This is a genomic window from Pseudomonas sp. Sample_21 (assembly GCF_004307525.1).
In the GTDB taxonomy this organism is placed as follows: Bacteria; Pseudomonadota; Gammaproteobacteria; order Pseudomonadales; family Pseudomonadaceae; genus Aquipseudomonas; species Aquipseudomonas atacamensis.
This window is the reverse complement of the sequence record NZ_RCNZ01000017.1, coordinates 28,688-45,285: the sequence shown is the minus strand read 5'-3', so window position 1 is coordinate 45,285 and position 16,598 is coordinate 28,688. Positions and strand designations below refer to the sequence as shown.

The following is a 16,598-nucleotide window of genomic DNA, read 5'->3' as shown; positions in this document are numbered from 1 at the left end:
TGCCACTAAAAAGGCTTGTTTTCTATTTTTATGCGAATAATCTTGTAATTCCAACAACAAAACGACGGCGGCGCTGTTCCATGACTCTTCGAATTGCAATCAATGGTTTCGGCCGCATCGGCCGTAATGTCCTGCGCGCACTGTATACCCAAGGCTATCGTCAAGACCTGCAGATCGTCGCGATCAACGATCTGGGTGACAGTTCGATCAATGCCCATCTGCTCAAATACGACACCGTCCACGGCACTTTCGACGCCGAAGTGGCGCACGATAACGAAAGCCTGACGGTCAATGGCGACCGCATCGCCGTCAGCGCCATTCGCAACCCGGCCGACCTGCCGTGGGCCGCTGAAAAAATCGACGTAGTGTTCGAATGCACCGGTCTGTTCACCGACCGTGCCAAAGCCGCCGCGCATATCAGCGCCGGCGCCCGCAAGGTGATCATTTCTGCCCCGGCCAAAGGCGCCGACGCCACCGTCGTTTATGGCGTCAACCACGACATTCTGCGTCAGTCGCACCAGATCATTTCCAACGCTTCGTGCACCACCAACTGCCTCGCGCCAATGGCGCAGGTGCTGCATCGCGAGTTGGGCATCGAAAGCGGCCTGATGACCACCATCCACGCCTACACCAACGACCAGAACCTCACCGACGTTTATCACAGCGACCCGTACCGTGCCCGCTCGGCCACGCAGAACATGATCCCGAGCAAGACCGGCGCAGCCGAAGCGGTAGGCCTGGTGCTGCCGGAACTGGCGGGCAAACTGACCGGCATGGCTGTGCGCGTACCGGTGATCAATGTGTCGCTGGTCGACCTCACCGTGCAACTGAAGAAAGAGGCCAGTGCCGACGAAGTCAACGCCCTGCTGAAAGCGGCGAGCCAGCATTCGAAGATTCTCGGTTACAACACCTTGCCGCTGGTTTCCAGCGACTTCAACCACAACCCGCTGTCGTCGATCTTCGACGCCAACCACACCAAAGTCAGTGGCAAGTTGCTGAAAGTGCTGGCCTGGTACGACAACGAATGGGGCTTCTCCAACCGCATGCTGGATAACTGCCTGGCGTTGTGTAACGCCGAATAGTCCCGGCCGGCCCCCCATCCCTGTGGGAGCGAGCCTGCTCGCGAAAGCTATCTGTCAGTCAATATGGAGCTGACTGACACGACGCCTTCGCGAGCAGGCTCGCTCCCACAGGAGATCCGATTTCAATTTGAAATCAGCACTTGACCATTCAGCTGGATGATAAGCATTATCATTCGCTCGAAATGGATCAGGTCCTCCCGTGAGTCAATCGCGCTTCAACCACGTCTTCCTCGCCCAGCGCACTTCCCTGCTGCGCACGCTGGAACGGATGGTCAACAATCACAGCACCGCTGAAGACCTGTTGCAGGAGACCTACCTGCGCGTGACCCGGGCGTTGAGCGAACGGGCCATCGACCACCTTGAACCCTTTGTCTTCCAGACCGCGCGCAATCTGGCGCTGGACCATTTGCGTGCGCGCAAGATTCATGCGCGGACCATGGTCGATGACGTGCCTCAGGACGTAGTACAGAGCATCGCCGCGCCGGCCAGCAGCGCCGAAGACGCCGCCCATGCCGAACAATTGCTGGAGCGTTTGAACGTGAGCCTCAGCCAACTCAGCCCGCGCCAGCAGCAGATCTTCATCCTCAGCCGTTTGCACGGGCACAGCTATCAGGAAATCGCTGATGAACTTGATGTTTCGCTGAGCACCGTGCAGAAGGAACTGAAACTGATCATGTCGATCTGCATCGGCGTTGCCGAACGACATAACGGCAGCGGCAAGTTTTGAGCTGCAAGCTACAAGCAAAAACAAAAAGCAGTATTGCATCCGGCTTGCAGCTTGCAGCTTGAAGCTAGAAACTGCTTCGCCAGAAGCCTTGCTTCGCCAGAAGCCCTGAGGAACCACCGTGACGGACACCCACCGCTCGCCTTCGCCCGATTCGGCGCGGGACGCTGCAGCTGCAATGGACCAGGCGCTGGACTGGCTCATCGTGCTCGGCAGCCCGGATGAGGAACAGACCCGGCAATTTCATGCCTGGCTGGCGGCTGATCCGTTGAATGCCGAGGCGTTCGCCAAGGCCCAAGCCATCTGGGATGGCCCGCAAGTCGCACTGTGCGCCGAAGCCCTGGCGGCAAAACCGGTAAAAATCACTTTTCTCAAACGCTTGCGCCCGCACTGGAAACCGCTGGCTACCGCTGCGGTGCTGATCCTCGGGCTGTTCAGTTTCAGCAACCTGCCGATGCGCATTCAAGCGGATCACCTCACCGTGGTTGGCGAGCGTCAGCGGCTGCAACTGGAGGACGGCTCGAAGGTCCTGCTCAATACCAACTCGGCGTTTTCCAGCACCATCAACGATCAACAGCGCGTGGCGCGGCTGTTTCAGGGCGAGGCGTTTTTCGAGATCGCCAGCGGGCGCAATCAGCCGCTGGAGATCGACGCAGGTCCGGTAACGGCCAGCGTCCACGACACCGCATTCGCCGTGCGCTACCTCGACGGGGTCGCGCAAGTGAATGTGCAACGTGGCGATGTCGATCTGCGCGCCACCCACAACGATGCCCGGGTGCGCCTGCGTGCCGGGGAAAGCATTCGCATCGGCCCCAACGGATTTGATCGCCCTGCCAAGCTCGACGCCAATGCCGATCTGGCCTGGGTTGAAGGCCGTCTGGTGTTCGAGAACTGCCCGCTGAATCAGGTGCTGGCCGAGCTGCGCCGCTACTATCCGGGCTGGATCATCAACAACAACGAGCAATTGGCCGACGTCGCCGTCACCGGCAATTACCGTCTCGACCAGCCGCTCGACGTGGTCCGCTCTCTCGCCCACATCACCTCGGCGCGCCTGCAGGAATTCCCTGCGCTGGTGATTCTGAACTGAATGAGAATTATTTTTACTCGATAGCCAACGACAGTACGTCTCGTTATAGCCAATGCAATTGATTCGCATCTAACCATGCCGATCAGCACCTATAAAGATTCGTGCGACACGGAGCGCTATCGATGTCCTCACGCCTTACCCGCCAGACTGCTTCCCCTTCCCGCGTACTGTCGCTGCTGACTGCGGCCATCCTCATGGCTGGCACCGCACCGCTGCTGGCGGCCGCCGAGCAACCGACGCGCAACATGGGCGATTACGCGTTCGCCATCGGCCAGCAACCACTGGTTTCGGCATTGAATGCCTTTACCGCCGTGACCGGTTGGCAGGTCGGCCTGCCGGCCGAGTTGGGGCAGAACGTCTCGTCGCCGGGCGTGCGCGGTTCGCTGCCGCCGGAAAAAGCCCTCGAGCGCCTGTTGGTGGGGACCAACCTGAGCTTTCGCAAACTGAGCAACAACAATGTCGTGCTGGAAAAACGCAACAGCAGCGGCACGCTCAATCTCGATCAGGTGACCATCAGCGCCACTCGCCAGGAACAGTCGGTCAACAGCGTGCCCTCGACGGTCAGCGTGCATGATCGCCAAGAGCTTGACCGCAACAACGTCAATACCATCAAGGATCTGGTGCGCTACGAACCGGGCGTTTCCGTTGGCGGTGCCGGTCAGCGCGGCGGCATCAGTGGCTACAACATTCGCGGTATCGACGGCGACCGCATCCTGACCCAGGTCGATGGCGTGGAGATTCCCAACGGTTTCTTCAACGGCCCCTACGCCAAGAGCCAGCGCAACTATGTCGACCCGGAAATCGTCAAACGCGTGGAAATCCTCCGTGGCCCGGCCTCGGTGCTGTACGGCAGCAACGCCATCGGCGGCGCGGTCAGCTATTACACGCTGGACGCCGACGACATCATCAAACCGGGCAAGGACGTCGGCGCGCGCCTGAAAAGCGGTTACAGCTCCGCTGATGACAGCTGGCTGAAGTCCGCCACCGTCGCCGGGCGCAGCGGTGAGTTCGACGGCTTGCTGCATTACAGCCAGCGCGACGGACACGAAACCGAGTCCTTCGGCGGCAACAATGGCACCGGCCTTGCGCGCACCGCCGCCAACCCGGAAGACGTGCGCGCGACCAACGTCCTGGCCAAGCTCGGCTGGAACTACAACGACGACTCGCGCCTGGGCCTGACCTACGAAAAGTACAAGGACGATCGCGACACCGACCAGAAAAGTGCCTACGGCGGCCCGTATTTCAACGGCGCGCCGACCATTCCGAGCAGCGTCCTGCCCGGCGGCATGTATCAGTGGCGCACCGGCAACGACACCATCACCCGCGAGCGTTTCGGTATCGAACACTCGTTCGCCCTCGACAGCCTGCTCGCCGATAACGTCAAGTGGAGCCTCAATCACCAGATCGCCAAGACCGACCAGAGCACCGAAGAGTTGTACTACCCGATCACTCGTAAAGTGCTGCGTACCCGCGACACGATCTACGAAGAAAAACAGTGGGTGTTCGACGCCCAACTGGACAAGGCTTTCGCCATCGGTGACACCGATCACCTGCTGACTTACGGCACCACTATCAAACAGCAGAAAGTCACCGGTTCACGCAGCGGCGACGGCACCTGCGTGGCCGTCGGTCGCGGCTGCACGGCGATTGGCGCGACCAGTGCGGCGGACGTGCTGGCCAAGGCCTCTGATTTCCCCGATCCGACCATCAATACCTACAGCCTGTTCGCCCAGGATCAGATCAGCTGGAACGACTGGACCTTCCTGCCGGGCCTGCGCTACGACTACACCCAGCTCAAGCCGCACATCACCGAGGAATTCCTCAACACCGTGAATGCCGACGGCCAGGGCACGGTCAGCGACAAGAACAAGACCTGGCACAAAGTCTCGCCAAAATTCGGCCTGACCTATGCACTGACGGACAACTACACCTGGTACGGCCAGTACGCCGAAGGCTTCCGCACGCCCACGGCAAAATCGCTGTACGGGCGTTTCGAGAACAACACCACCGGCTACACCGTGGCGCCCAACTCCGACCTTGAGCCGGAAAAAAGCAAAGGTTTCGAAACCGGCCTGCGCGGGAATTTCGAGCAGGGTTCGTTCGACGTCGCGGTGTTCTATAACAAGTACCGCGACTTCATCAACGAGGACGCGGTCAAGCCGGGCGACGATCAGTTGACCTTCCAGAGCAACAACATCAAGCGCGCCACCATCAAGGGTGCGGAAGTCAAAGGTCGCTTGAACCTGGATGCGTTCGGCGCGCCGCAAGGCCTGTATACCCAAGGCTCGATCGCCTACGCCTACGGTCGCAACAACGATAGCGGCGAGCCGATCAACAGCGTCAACCCGCTCACCGGCGTGTTCGGTCTCGGTTACGACCAGGACAACTATGGCGGTCTGCTGAGCTGGACCGTGGTGAAGAAAAAGGACCGCGTCGACGACAGCAATTTCAAATCGCCGGACGGCGTCAGCAGTCAGTTCAAGACCCCGGGCTTCGGCATTCTCGATCTGGCCGGCTATTACAAGGTGACCGACGACGTCACCGTCAGCGGCGGCGTCTACAACCTGACCGACAAGAAGTATTGGCTGTGGGATGACGTGCGCGGTTACGACAGCGTCGGCGAAGCCTCGGTGACGCAACCGGCCAACCTCGATCGGCTGACCCAACCGGGACGCAACTTCGCGATCAACCTGATCTGGGACATCTGATCCGCCCGGCCTCACTGCGCGTGTTCGCGCTGCGCAGTGAGGTTTTTTTACTGTCCGGCGCCCGCCCGTACGTCTTGTTATCAAGCGCCTCATTTATCAAGGACACCCCATGACTGCCCCGGAAAAATCCCTGCGTTCGCAACGCTTGAACCAGATCACCCACGAGCCGCACAGCAAACTCGATGCGCTGGTCAAAGCCCACGCGCCGTTCGAAACCCGCGCCAGCTTCGCCCGTTTCGTCGTCGCGCAATACCTGTTCCAGGCGGAACTGGTCGAGCTGTACAACGATGCCGAACTGACCGCGATCGTCCCGGATCTGCCGGCCCGTTGCCGCGCCGAAGCGGCCAGGGCTGACCTCGCCGACCTCGACACCGAAGTCCCGGCGCCGGTGGCCGGCGCGCTGAAAAACCCGAGCAAGGCGCGGGCGCTGGGCTGGATCTTTGTTTCCGAGGGTTCCAAGCTCGGCGCGGCGTTTCTGATCAAGCGCGCGGTGGCACTGGAGCTGAGCGAAACCTTCGGTGCCCGGCATCTGGCGGAACCGCAAGGTGGCCGCGCCGAGGGCTGGAAAAGCTTTGTGCGCACCCTCGATGCGTTGCCGTTCACGGCGGAGGAAGAGGCGGAAGTTGATCAAGGTGCACTGGATGCGTTCAACCGCTTTACCGTGCTGCTGGAACGGGCTTATGCCATAGAAGCCGCAGTGGCCTGAAGCACCTCTTATCCCTTGTGGGAGCGAGCCTGCTCGCGAAGACGGCAGCACATTCAACATCAATGTGCCTGATCAACCGCTTTCGCGAGCAGGCTCGCTCCCACAGGGCTCACCACAAATCTGTAAGATCCCCGTTCCGCTTCAGAAGCCACCGCTGAGCCCATGCCCACACCCGCCACCTCGAAACTCGCCCGTCTGCTGTTCGGCCTGCTGGCCTATGTCAGCCTCGGCATTGGCCTGATCGCCATCGTCGTGCCCGGTCTGCCGACCACCGAGTTCATCCTCCTCGCCGCGTGGGCCGCGACCCGCAGTTCGCCGCGCTTGAGTGCGTGGCTGGAAAATCATCGCCTGTTCGGGCCGATCCTGAGTAACTGGCGCAACGGCAGGATCATCGCGCGCAAGGCCAAGCTCAGTGCCACCGTCAGCATGCTGCTGTGTGCGACGTTGATGCTGGTGATGCTCGATCACGGCTGGCCGATCTATCTGGCGATTGCCGGCATGGGCCTGGGCAACCTATGGATCTGGTCGCGCCCGGAGACGCCCGTCGCGGTAGTGAAACATCCCTGTAATTAAAGCCTTTTCAGCACTTTCCCCTGCGCAAACGTTTAGCAGCGACCGTCCGTCGGCAAGCGCCTCATGCCGTTTCGCTTTACGCCGATGAGGATTGAATGGCGCTGAATGGATTTGGCAAACCGGGCTCCTGGCCCAGCCACCTGTTTATTCCATTCGCGAGATCGCCCCATGTTCGACTCTCTTTCCATTCGCCTGAAAATCGTCCTGCTCTCCGGCCTGTGCCTGCTCGGAGTGGTGGTGCTGATTGTCAGCATGAACATCTACCAGACCAACCAGAACGACGCGCTGGTCAGTCAATCCAGCAACCAGTTGCTCACCGCCAGCGTGCAGAACCTGCTGCAGGCCAAGGCCGCCGAACAAGCGGTGCGGGTGCAGAAAACCTTTGGTGAAAGCCTGCTGGTGGTCACCGCCCTCGCCGATCAGATCAAGGATCTGCGGACGATGGCCGCCAAGCGTTCACTCGAAGCCGGCGCCGTTCGGGAAGAGTTGAACCAGAGTCTGAAAACCGCTTTCGAGCGCAACGATAAAGTCCTGGGCATCTGGCTGGCCTTCGAACCCAACGGCCTCGACGGCAAGGACAGCGAATTCGCCAACGATGCCGCGCGGCAGTCCAACGAAGCCGGGCGCTTCGCCTCGTACTGGAGCCGTGCCGCCGGCGCCGCGCTGAATACGATCATGGTCGAAGACGACCTGACCAAAACCACCCTCAGCGTCAGCGGCACGCCGTATAACAGTTGGTACACCTGCCCTCGCGACAACAAGCGCACCTGCCTGCTCGACCCGTATGCCGACACCGTCGGTGGCAAGGAAATGCTCATGACGACCATTTCCGTGCCAGTGATGGTCGACGGCAAAGCGATCGGTGTGGTCGGTGTCGACATCGCGCTCGACGCCCTGCAAGCCGCCGCCGTCGACTCGCAGCGCAGCCTGTTCAACAACGCCGGGCACATGCTGATCGTCTCCGGCAGCGGCGTGCTGGCGGCCGACAGTGCCGACGCGACGCGAGTGGGCAAAAAAATCAGCGACACCCTCGGCGCTGACGGCAAGGATGTATTGCAACTGGTCGGCAGCGGCACGGCAAAAATTCTCCAACAGGGCGAGCTGATTCGCGCGGTTTACCCGGTCGATCCGATCGGCAATTCGCGCGCCTGGGGCGTGGTCATCGACCTGCCGGAGCAGGTGCTGCTGGCCGATTCGGTGAAGCTGCAAGCGGTACTGGATGACGCACAACAAACCGGCGTGATCACTGCCCTGCTGGTGGCGGGCGTGGCCGGTCTGGTCGGCCTGCTGCTGATCTGGCTCACCGCCTCCGGCGTCACCCGTCCGATCAACAGCGTCGCCGACATGTTGAAGAACATCGCCAGCGGCGAAGGCGATCTGACCCAGCGCCTGAACTACAGCAAGAAAGATGAACTGGGCGAACTGGTGAACTGGTTCAACCGCTTCCTCGACAAGCTTCAGCCGACCATCGCGCAGATCAAACAGAGCATCACCGAAGCACGTGGCACGGCTGATCAGTCATCGGAAATTGCCCGCCAGACCAGCGAAGGCATGCAGGTGCAATTCCGCGAGATCGATCAGGTCGCCACCGCCTCCAACGAAATGAGCGCCACTGCCCACGACGTCGCCAACAGTGCCTCGAACGCGGCAAACGCGGCCAAGGGTGCCGATCAGTCGGCGAAGGATGGCATGGCGATCATCGAGCGCAGCACCCGCGACATCAATCAGCTGGCCGATGAGGTCAGCAAAGCAGTGACCGAAGTCGAAGCGCTGGCAGTGAACAGCGAGCAGATCGGTTCGGTGCTGGAAGTAATCCGCAGCATCGCCGAACAAACCAACCTGCTGGCCCTCAATGCCGCCATCGAAGCCGCCCGCGCCGGCGAAAGCGGTCGCGGTTTTGCCGTGGTCGCCGACGAGGTGCGCAACCTCGCCAAGCGCACGCAGGATTCGGTGGAAGAAATCCGCATCGTCATCGAGCGCATCCAGACCGGCACCCGTGGCGTGGTCGCGACCATGCACTCGAGCCAGACCCAGGCGCATAACAACGCCGGGCAGATTCGTCAGGCGGTCGATGCGCTGGGCAAGATCAGCGATGCGGTGACGGTGATCAGCGACATGAACCTGCAGATCGCCAGTGCCGCCGAAGAACAGAGCGCCGTGGCCGAAGAGGTCAACCGCAACGTCTCGGCGATCCGCACCGTGACCGAAACCCTGACCGAACAGGCTACCGAATCGGCAGCGATCAGCAGCCAGCTCAACAGCCTGGCGAGCCAGCAGATGAAATTGATGGATCAGTTTCGCGTGTAACAATCCAGCATCGATCGTTCCCACGCTCCGCGTGGGAATGCATCAAGGGACGCTCCGCGTTCCAGCTTTCGATTGGGACGCAGAGCGTCCCGGGCGGCATTCCCACGCGGAGCGTGGGAACGATCCTCAATCCAGCCCGATTATGTTTTGCACTATCATCGCCCTCTCGTTCCGGAGGGCCTTCGATGACTGATCTGCTCACGTCCATCCAAACCGCACTCGACTTGCCTCACACGCCGATCCCCTTCACCGGTGACGGCGCCCTGCCCTCGGCGTTCGCCGTGACCGAGCTGGCCTGCGCCAGCATCGCCGCTGCCGGGCAAGCGCTCAGCGAATTGCTTCACCAGCAAGCCGGGCACTTGCCTGCGGTTGCAGTCGACCGCCGTCTGGCCTCGTTGTGGTTCTCCACCTCGCTGCGCCCGATCGGCTGGCAGGTGCCGCCCTTATGGGATGCGATCGCCGGCGACTATGCGACCCGGGACGGCTGGATCCGTCTGCACACCAACGCCCCGCATCACCGCGCCGCCGCTGAACGCGTGCTCGGTGCCTGCGCCGATCGTGCCGCAATGGCGGCGAAAGTCGCACAGTGGGCGAGCGCGGAGCTTGAGCAGGCGGTGGTCGACGCCAAGGGCTGCGCCGCCGAGATGCGCAGTTGGGCGCAGTGGCAGCAACATCCGCAGGGGCTGGCGGTGAATGCCGAAGCGCTGGTGCACTTCATCGAGCAGACGGACGAGAACCGCAGCCCATGGCAAGGTTCGATCGTACGACCGCTGGCCGGGATCAAGGTGCTCGACCTGACCCGCGTCCTCGCCGGTCCCACCGCCAGCCGCTTCCTCGCTGGACTGGGCGCCAACGTGCTGCGCATCGATCCACCGAGCTGGAACGAACCCGGTGTGGTCCCGGAAATGACCGTGGGCAAACGCTGTGCGCGGCTGGATCTGCAGGCTCCTGCGGATCGCGCAGTGTTCGAAGGTTTATTGCAAGACGCCGACATTCTCCTGCACGGCTACCGCGCCGATGCGCTGGAACATCTCGGGTTTGGTATTGAACGTCGAAGGCAACTGGCACCGGGGCTGATCGACGTCTGCCTCAACGCCTACGGCTGGAGCGGCCCCTGGCAGAACCGCCGGGGCTTCGACAGCCTGGTGCAGATGAGCAGCGGCATCGCCGAGGCCGGACAGCATTGGAAGCACAGCGATAAACCGACGCCGCTGCCGGTGCAGGCGCTGGATCATGCGACCGGGTATCTGATGGCGGCGAGTGCGCTCAGGTTGCTGACTGAACGACTGGCCAACGGTCGCGGGGGCTCGGCGCGGTTGTCGCTGGCGCGTACGGCGAAGCTGTTGGTCGAGCATGGCCCGGGGACGCATGACCTGCTGCGGGCCGAAGATGCACTGGATCAGGATCCGGCGATTGAACACACCGCGTGGGGGCCGGCGCGAAGGTTGCGCGTACCGGTGCAGATCAGCGGGACGGCGGTGCAGTGGAATTGGCCGGCGACGGAGTTGGACTCGCATCCTCCCTGTTGGCCATGAGAAGCCCCTCACCCTAGCCCTCTCCCAGAGGGAGAGGGGACTGATTGGGGGATACTGGAGAGTTACGCCGACGTGAAAGATTTTTGTCGAATCCATAATCGACTCGATCGCTCAGGTCGATGTATAGCGCCAGACACCTCGGTCGGTCCCCTCTCCCTCTGGGAGAGGGCTAGGGTGAGGGGCTGCTTTTCAGATCACAACGACAACACCCCGCTATACAACCCATAAGCTGCCAGCCCCGCCCCGATCACCACGCACGCAAAAATCCCTTTCTCCACCGTGGTGAAAACCGGCTGGCCCTGTTCACGCTTGGCCTTGGCAAACAGAATCACCCCCGGCGCATACAGCAGCGCCGAGAGCAGCAGATACTTCACTCCACCGGCGTACAACAGCCACACCGCGTAAACCAGGGCGATGCCGCCAATCAGCAGATCCTTGGTGCGCTCGGCCGACGCGTGCTCGTAGGTTTCGCCGCGCCCGCTGAGCAGTACCGCGTAGGCCGCTGACCACAGGTACGGCACCAGAATCATCGACGACGCCAGGTAAATCAGACTGGTATAAGTGCCCGCCGAGAACAGCGTGATCAGCAGGAAAATCTGGATCATCGCATTGGTCAGCCACAGCGCGTTGACCGGCACGTGGTTCTTGTTTTCCTTCTTCAGGAACGCCGGCATGGTCTTGTCCTTGGCCGTGGCGAAAAGGATTTCCGCGCAGAGCAAGGCCCAGGACAACAATGCACCGAGCAGGGAAATCGCCAACCCGACGCTGATCAGCAACGCGCCCCACGGCCCGACGATGTGCTCGAGCACCGCCGCCAGTGAAGGGTTCTGCAGATTGGCCAGTTCCGGCTGGCTCATGATCCCCAGCGACAGCACGTTGACCAGCACCAGCAGCGCCAGCACACCGAGAAACCCGATCACCGTGGCGCGGCCGACATCGCTGCGTTTTTCTGCGCGAGCCGAATAGACGCTGGCGCCTTCGATGCCGATGAAGACGAACACGGTGACCAGCATCATGTTGCGCACCTGATCCATCACCCCGCCGAAGTTCGGGTTGCTGCGGCCCCAGATGTCGCGGGTGAAGATGTCAGCCTTGAATGCCACCGCAGCGATGACGATGAACATGATCAGCGGCACGACCTTGGCCACGGTGGTCAGCTGGTTGATCAGCGCTGCCTCCTTGATCCCGCGCATCACCAGAAAATGCACCGCCCACAACAGCACCGAAGCGCAGCCGATGGCGATCGGCGTGTTGCCCTGACCGAACACCGGGAAGAAATAGCCAAGGGTGCTGAACAGCAAGACAAAATAGCCGACGTTGCCCAGCCAGGCACTGATCCAGTAACCCCACGCTGATGAAAATCCCATGTAGTCGCCAAACCCGGCCTTGGCGTAGGCGTAGACGCCCGAGTCCAGCTCCGGCTTGCGATTGGCCAGGGTCTGAAAGACGAACGCCAGCGTCAGCATGCCTATCGCAGTAATGCCCCAACCGATCAGGATCGCCCCTGCATCGGCGCGTGCCGCCATGTTTTGCGGTAATGAGAAAATCCCCCCGCCGATCATCGACCCCACCACCAGCGCGATCAACGCACCAAGGCGCAGCTTTTGCGTCGGTTGCGACATGCAGATCTCCTTGAAAGAGTCGTTGTTGTTTATTTGTAACAACAGCCGACTAAAAGCCTAAGGGTAGATGACGTTTATCAGGTAATGCCGAATCTCGCAGCGTTATATATAGCCGACCACGATAAGGCGTAGCACATTAAGTCAGTTTTGTGCGCCGATCTTGATTATTCGATTCTGTGCTGAAAACAGATGACCGACATTTGCCAATCGCTGAAAAGCAACTAGCGTCATAGTTCGAAAGCATTAATAGCTATTCTCGACTGCCTCAGCGAAACGGCTCTGGAATGGGCCTTTGAGGCTACAGCGTTATGCCCGCAACGGGCGCACAAGTCATTCATTAACAATGGAATGTGACCATGCACTGATCCATGTCAGCTGTTCGAACAGACAACAGTACTAGGCTGTGAGCTCTCCTTTCCTGCAATGGAGTCATGCAAATGTCTGAAGCGCCCGGAAAACTAAGACTCGGTGCACTGGTTGCACTGGTAGTCGGTTCAATGATTGGCGGCGGGATATTTTCGTTGCCACAAAACATGGCCGCCAGCGCCGACGTCGGTGCAGTGCTGATCGGCTGGGCCATCACCGCAGTAGGCATGCTCACCCTCGCTTTCGTCTTTCAGACCCTCGCCAATCGCAAGCCTGACCTGGACGGCGGAGTCTACGCCTACGCCAAGGCCGGATTCGGCGACTACATGGGTTTCTCCTCGGCCTGGGGCTACTGGATCAGCGCCTGGCTGGGCAACGTCGGTTACTTCGTTCTGCTGTTCAGCACCCTCGGCTATTTCTTTCCGATCTTCGGCGAAGGCAATACCCCGGCGGCGGTGATCGGCGCGTCCTTGCTGCTGTGGGGCGTGCATTTCCTGGTGTTGCGCGGGATCAAGGAAGCGGCGTTCATCAACCTGGTGACCACCGTCGCCAAGGTCGTGCCGCTGCTGCTGTTCGTGTTGATCGCAGTCTTCGCGTTCAGACTGGACATCTTCACCGCCGACATCTGGGGCGTGAAGAACCCCGACCTGGGCAGCGTGATGAACCAGGTGCGCAACATGATGCTGGTCACCGTCTGGGTGTTCATCGGCATCGAAGGCGCGAGCATCTTTTCCGCCCGCGCCGAGAAGCGCTCTGACGTCGGCAAGGCCACCGTGATCGGCTTCATCACCGTGCTGCTGTTTCTGGTGCTGGTGAACGTGCTGTCGCTGGGCATCATGACCCAGCCGGAACTGGCGAAATTGCAGAACCCGTCGATGGCCGCCGTGCTCGAGCATGTGGTCGGTCACTGGGGTGCGGTGCTGATCAGCGTCGGCCTGATCATCTCGCTGCTCGGCGCGCTGCTGTCGTGGGTGCTGCTGTGTGCCGAGATCATGTTCGCCGCCGCCAAAGACCACACCATGCCGGAGTTTCTGCGCAAGGAAAACGCCAACCATGTGCCGGTCAACGCCCTGTGGCTGACCAACGCGATGGTGCAGGTGTTCCTGATCATCACCCTGTTCTCGGCCAGCACTTACCTGTCACTGATCTACCTCGCCACCTCGATGATTCTGGTGCCGTACCTGTGGTCGGCGGCCTATGCCCTGCTGCTGGCGGTGCGCGGCGAGAGCTACGAAGGCTTCGCCGCCGAGCGGCGCAAGGATCTGATCATCGGCGGTATCGCCCTGATCTACGCGGTGTGGTTGTTGTACGCCGGCGGGGTCAAGTACCTGCTGCTGTCGGCCCTGCTCTATGCGCCCGGCGCGATCCTGTTCGCCAAGGCCAAGCTGGAACTCAAACAACCGGTTTTCACCAACGTCGAGAAGCTGATTTTCGCCGCAGTGGTCGTGGGCGCCGTGGTGGCGGCCTACGGTCTCTACGATGGCTTCCTGACGCTGTAACCCCTGATTGAATTGTCATCTGGAGGAACACAGAAATGACCACGGAAAAAGTGAAGTACGGCGTCCACTCCGAAGCCGGGAAACTGCGTAAAGTCATGGTTTGCTCCCCAGGTCTGGCCCATCAGCGGCTGACCCCGAACAACTGCGATGAACTGCTGTTCGATGACGTGTTGTGGGTGGCGCAAGCCAAGCGCGACCATTTCGACTTTGTCACCAAGATGCGCGAGCGCGGCATCGACGTGGTGGAAATGCACAACCTGCTGACCGACATCGTCGCCATTCCCGAAGCGCTGGACTGGATTCTTGAGCGCAAGGTGACCGCCGACTCGGTGGGCCTGGGCCTGATCAGCGAAGTGAAATCCTGGCTGAAAAGCCTCGAGCCACGGCACATCGCCGAATTCCTGATTGGCGGCGTGTCGGCCGATGATCTGCCGGACAGCTTCGGTGGCAAGACCATCCAGATGTTCCGCGACTTCCTCGGCCACTCCAGCTTCATCCTGCCGCCGCTGCCCAACACCCAGTTCACCCGCGATACCACCTGCTGGATCTACGGTGGCGTGACGCTGAACCCGATGTACTGGCCGGCGCGCCGTCAGGAAACCCTGCTGACCACCGCCATCTACAAATTCCATCCGCAGTTCACCAATGCCGAATTCGAGATCTGGTACGGCGACCCGGACAAGGATCACGGCAACTCTACCCTTGAGGGCGGCGACGTCATGCCGATCGGCAACGGTGTGGTGCTGATCGGCATGGGCGAGCGTTCATCGCGTCAGGCCATCGGCCAACTGGCGCTGAACCTGTTCAACAACAAAGCAGTGGAAAAAGTCATCGTCGCCGGCCTGCCGAAATCCCGCGCGGCAATGCACCTGGACACCGTGTTCAGCTTCTGCGACCGCGACCTGGTGACGATTTTCCCGGAAGTCGTCAACCAGATCGTCGCCTTCACCCTGCGCCCTGACGAAAGCAAACAGGGCGGCATCGACATCCGCCGCGAAGAAGGCAGCTTCCTCGACACCGTCGCTGCGGCGCTCAACCTGCCGAAACTGCGCGTGGTGGAAACCGGCGGCAACAGCTTCGCCGCCGAACGCGAGCAATGGGACGACGGCAACAACGTGGTCGCGATGGAGCCGGGCGTGGTCATCGGCTACGACCGCAACACCTACACCAACACCCTGCTGCGCAAGGCTGGCGTGGAGGTCATCACCATCAGCGCCGGCGAACTCGGCCGCGGCCGTGGCGGCGGCCACTGCATGACCTGCCCGATCATCCGTGACCCGATCGATTACTAAACGACCGTCCCCCCGGCCGCACCCATCCCGTCGCGGCCGGGCCGATTACCGAATCCAAGGAGAATCATCATGGCGTTTAACATTCACAACCGTAATTTGCTGAGCCTGGAACACCACACCCCTCGCGAATTGCGTTACTTGCTCGACCTGTCTCGCGATCTGAAACGTGCGAAGTACACCGGCACCGAGCAACAGCATCTGAAGGGCAACAACATCGCCCTGATCTTCGAGAAAACTTCGACCCGCACCCGTTGCGCCTTCGAAGTGGCGGCCTATGACCAAGGCGCCAACGTCACTTACATCGACCCGAACTCCTCGCAGATCGGCCACAAGGAAAGCATGAAGGACACCGCCCGCGTGCTCGGGCGCATGTACGACGCCATCGAGTACCGTGGCTTCAAGCAGGAAATCGTCGAAGAGCTGGCCAAGTTCGCCGGCGTGCCGGTGTTCAACGGCCTGACCGATGAATATCACCCGACCCAGATGATCGCCGACGTGCTGACCATGCGTGAGCACGCCGACAAGCCGATCCATGAAATCAGCTACGCCTACCTGGGCGACGCGCGCAACAACATGGGCAACTCGCTGCTGCTGATCGGCGCCAAACTCGGCATGGACGTGCGCATCTGCGCGCCGAAAGCCCTGTGGCCGCTGGACGATCTGGTGGCGCGCTGCAAAAAATACGGTGAGGAAAGCGGCGCACGCATCACCCTCACCGAAGATCCGAAAGAAGCGGTCAAAGGCGTCGACTTCATTCACACCGATGTCTGGGTGTCTATGGGCGAACCGGTGGAAGCCTGGGCCGAGCGTATCCAGCAACTGCTGCCGTATCAGGTCAACGCCGACCTGATGAAAGCCACCGGCAACCCGCGTACCAAGTTCATGCACTGCCTGCCGGCCTTCCACAACAGCGACACCAAGGTCGGCAAACAAATCGCCGAGCAGTATCCGCACCTGAAAAACGGCATCGAAGTGACCGACGACGTGTTCGAGTCGCCAGCCTGCATCGCCTTCGAGCAAGCGGAAAACCGCATGCACACGATCAAGGCGATTCTGGTTTCGACCCTGGCTGATCTCTGACGCCACAGCGCTCCCAC

The 16,598-nt window shown here is 61.0% G+C and carries 12 protein-coding genes; 11 read left to right on the top strand and 1 reads right to left on the bottom strand.

What is annotated here, in order from left to right:
• Positions 1–80: 80 nt before the first annotated feature.
• The 8 genes from gap (at position 81) to D8U71_RS01165 (ending at position 10,722) form a co-directional block, all read left to right on the top strand.
• Positions 81–1,082, top strand: a complete 1,002-nt coding sequence (gap, locus tag D8U71_RS01205; RefSeq protein WP_130886997.1) for a type I glyceraldehyde-3-phosphate dehydrogenase — start codon at positions 81–83, stop codon at positions 1,080–1,082.
• A 199-nt stretch (positions 1,083–1,281) separates the two neighbouring features.
• Entirely contained in the window at positions 1,282–1,809 is a 528-nt protein-coding gene (locus tag D8U71_RS01200; protein WP_016773525.1) for a sigma-70 family RNA polymerase sigma factor, read from the top strand.
• 118 nt (positions 1,810–1,927) lie between these two features.
• Entirely contained in the window at positions 1,928–2,893 is a 966-nt protein-coding gene (locus tag D8U71_RS01195; protein WP_024014066.1) for a FecR domain-containing protein, read from the top strand.
• Between the two features lie 122 nt (positions 2,894–3,015).
• A complete protein-coding gene (locus D8U71_RS01190) occupies positions 3,016–5,601 on the top strand; it encodes a TonB-dependent receptor (RefSeq protein WP_130886996.1) in 2,586 nt (861 codons plus the stop codon).
• 109 nt (positions 5,602–5,710) lie between these two features.
• Positions 5,711–6,307, top strand: a complete 597-nt coding sequence (locus tag D8U71_RS01185) for a biliverdin-producing heme oxygenase (protein ID WP_130886995.1) — start codon at positions 5,711–5,713, stop codon at positions 6,305–6,307.
• Between the two features lie 162 nt (positions 6,308–6,469).
• Positions 6,470–6,880 carry a YbaN family protein gene (locus D8U71_RS01180; protein WP_122507696.1) on the top strand — a complete coding sequence of 137 codons (411 nt, stop codon included), beginning with the start codon at positions 6,470–6,472 and terminating at the stop codon, positions 6,878–6,880.
• A 168-nt stretch (positions 6,881–7,048) separates the two neighbouring features.
• Positions 7,049–9,187 carry a methyl-accepting chemotaxis protein gene (locus D8U71_RS01175; protein ID WP_125926426.1) on the top strand — a complete coding sequence of 713 codons (2,139 nt, stop codon included), beginning with the start codon at positions 7,049–7,051 and terminating at the stop codon, positions 9,185–9,187.
• 185 nt (positions 9,188–9,372) lie between these two features.
• Positions 9,373–10,722: a CoA transferase gene (locus D8U71_RS01165; protein ID WP_130886994.1), complete on the top strand. Its 1,350-nt coding sequence runs from the start codon at positions 9,373–9,375 to the stop codon at positions 10,720–10,722.
• Positions 10,723–10,916: 194 nt separating this feature from the next.
• Here D8U71_RS01165 and arcD (D8U71_RS01160) read toward each other — a convergent pair whose 3' ends face one another.
• The gene (gene arcD / locus D8U71_RS01160) at positions 10,917–12,344 is read right to left on the bottom strand and encodes an arginine-ornithine antiporter (protein WP_130886993.1); all 1,428 of its coding nucleotides are present in this window, start codon (positions 12,342–12,344) and stop codon (positions 10,917–10,919) included.
• Between the two features lie 437 nt (positions 12,345–12,781).
• Here arcD (D8U71_RS01160) and arcD (D8U71_RS01155) point away from each other — a divergent pair, with 437 nt between their 5' ends.
• The 3 genes from arcD (D8U71_RS01155) to D8U71_RS01145 all read left to right on the top strand — a co-directional run bounded on the left by arcD (D8U71_RS01155) (position 12,782) and on the right by D8U71_RS01145 (position 16,581).
• Positions 12,782–14,209, top strand: a complete 1,428-nt coding sequence (arcD, locus tag D8U71_RS01155; RefSeq protein WP_016773517.1) for an arginine-ornithine antiporter — start codon at positions 12,782–12,784, stop codon at positions 14,207–14,209.
• Positions 14,210–14,244: 35 nt separating this feature from the next.
• Complete coding sequence (gene arcA, locus D8U71_RS01150) at positions 14,245–15,501, top strand: arginine deiminase (RefSeq protein ID WP_016773516.1); 1,257 nt, start codon at positions 14,245–14,247, stop codon at positions 15,499–15,501.
• Between the two features lie 69 nt (positions 15,502–15,570).
• Positions 15,571–16,581, top strand: a complete 1,011-nt coding sequence (locus tag D8U71_RS01145) for an ornithine carbamoyltransferase (protein WP_024014074.1) — start codon at positions 15,571–15,573, stop codon at positions 16,579–16,581.
• The last annotated feature ends 17 nt before the right edge of the window (positions 16,582–16,598 follow it).

Coding starts and splice junctions, on each gene's coding strand:
- gap (WP_130886997.1), top strand. CDS start 81: ATGACTCTTCGAATTGCAATCAATGGTTTCGGCCGCATCGGCCGTAAT.
- D8U71_RS01190 (WP_130886996.1), top strand. CDS start 3,016: ATGTCCTCACGCCTTACCCGCCAGACTGCTTCCCCTTCCCGCGTACTG.
- D8U71_RS01185 (WP_130886995.1), top strand. CDS start 5,711: ATGACTGCCCCGGAAAAATCCCTGCGTTCGCAACGCTTGAACCAGATC.
- D8U71_RS01180 (WP_122507696.1), top strand. CDS start 6,470: ATGCCCACACCCGCCACCTCGAAACTCGCCCGTCTGCTGTTCGGCCTG.
- D8U71_RS01175 (WP_125926426.1), top strand. CDS start 7,049: ATGTTCGACTCTCTTTCCATTCGCCTGAAAATCGTCCTGCTCTCCGGC.
- D8U71_RS01165 (WP_130886994.1), top strand. CDS start 9,373: ATGACTGATCTGCTCACGTCCATCCAAACCGCACTCGACTTGCCTCAC.
- arcD (WP_130886993.1), bottom strand. CDS start 12,344: ATGTCGCAACCGACGCAAAAGCTGCGCCTTGGTGCGTTGATCGCGCTG.
- arcD (WP_016773517.1), top strand. CDS start 12,782: ATGTCTGAAGCGCCCGGAAAACTAAGACTCGGTGCACTGGTTGCACTG.
- arcA (WP_016773516.1), top strand. CDS start 14,245: ATGACCACGGAAAAAGTGAAGTACGGCGTCCACTCCGAAGCCGGGAAA.
- D8U71_RS01145 (WP_024014074.1), top strand. CDS start 15,571: ATGGCGTTTAACATTCACAACCGTAATTTGCTGAGCCTGGAACACCAC.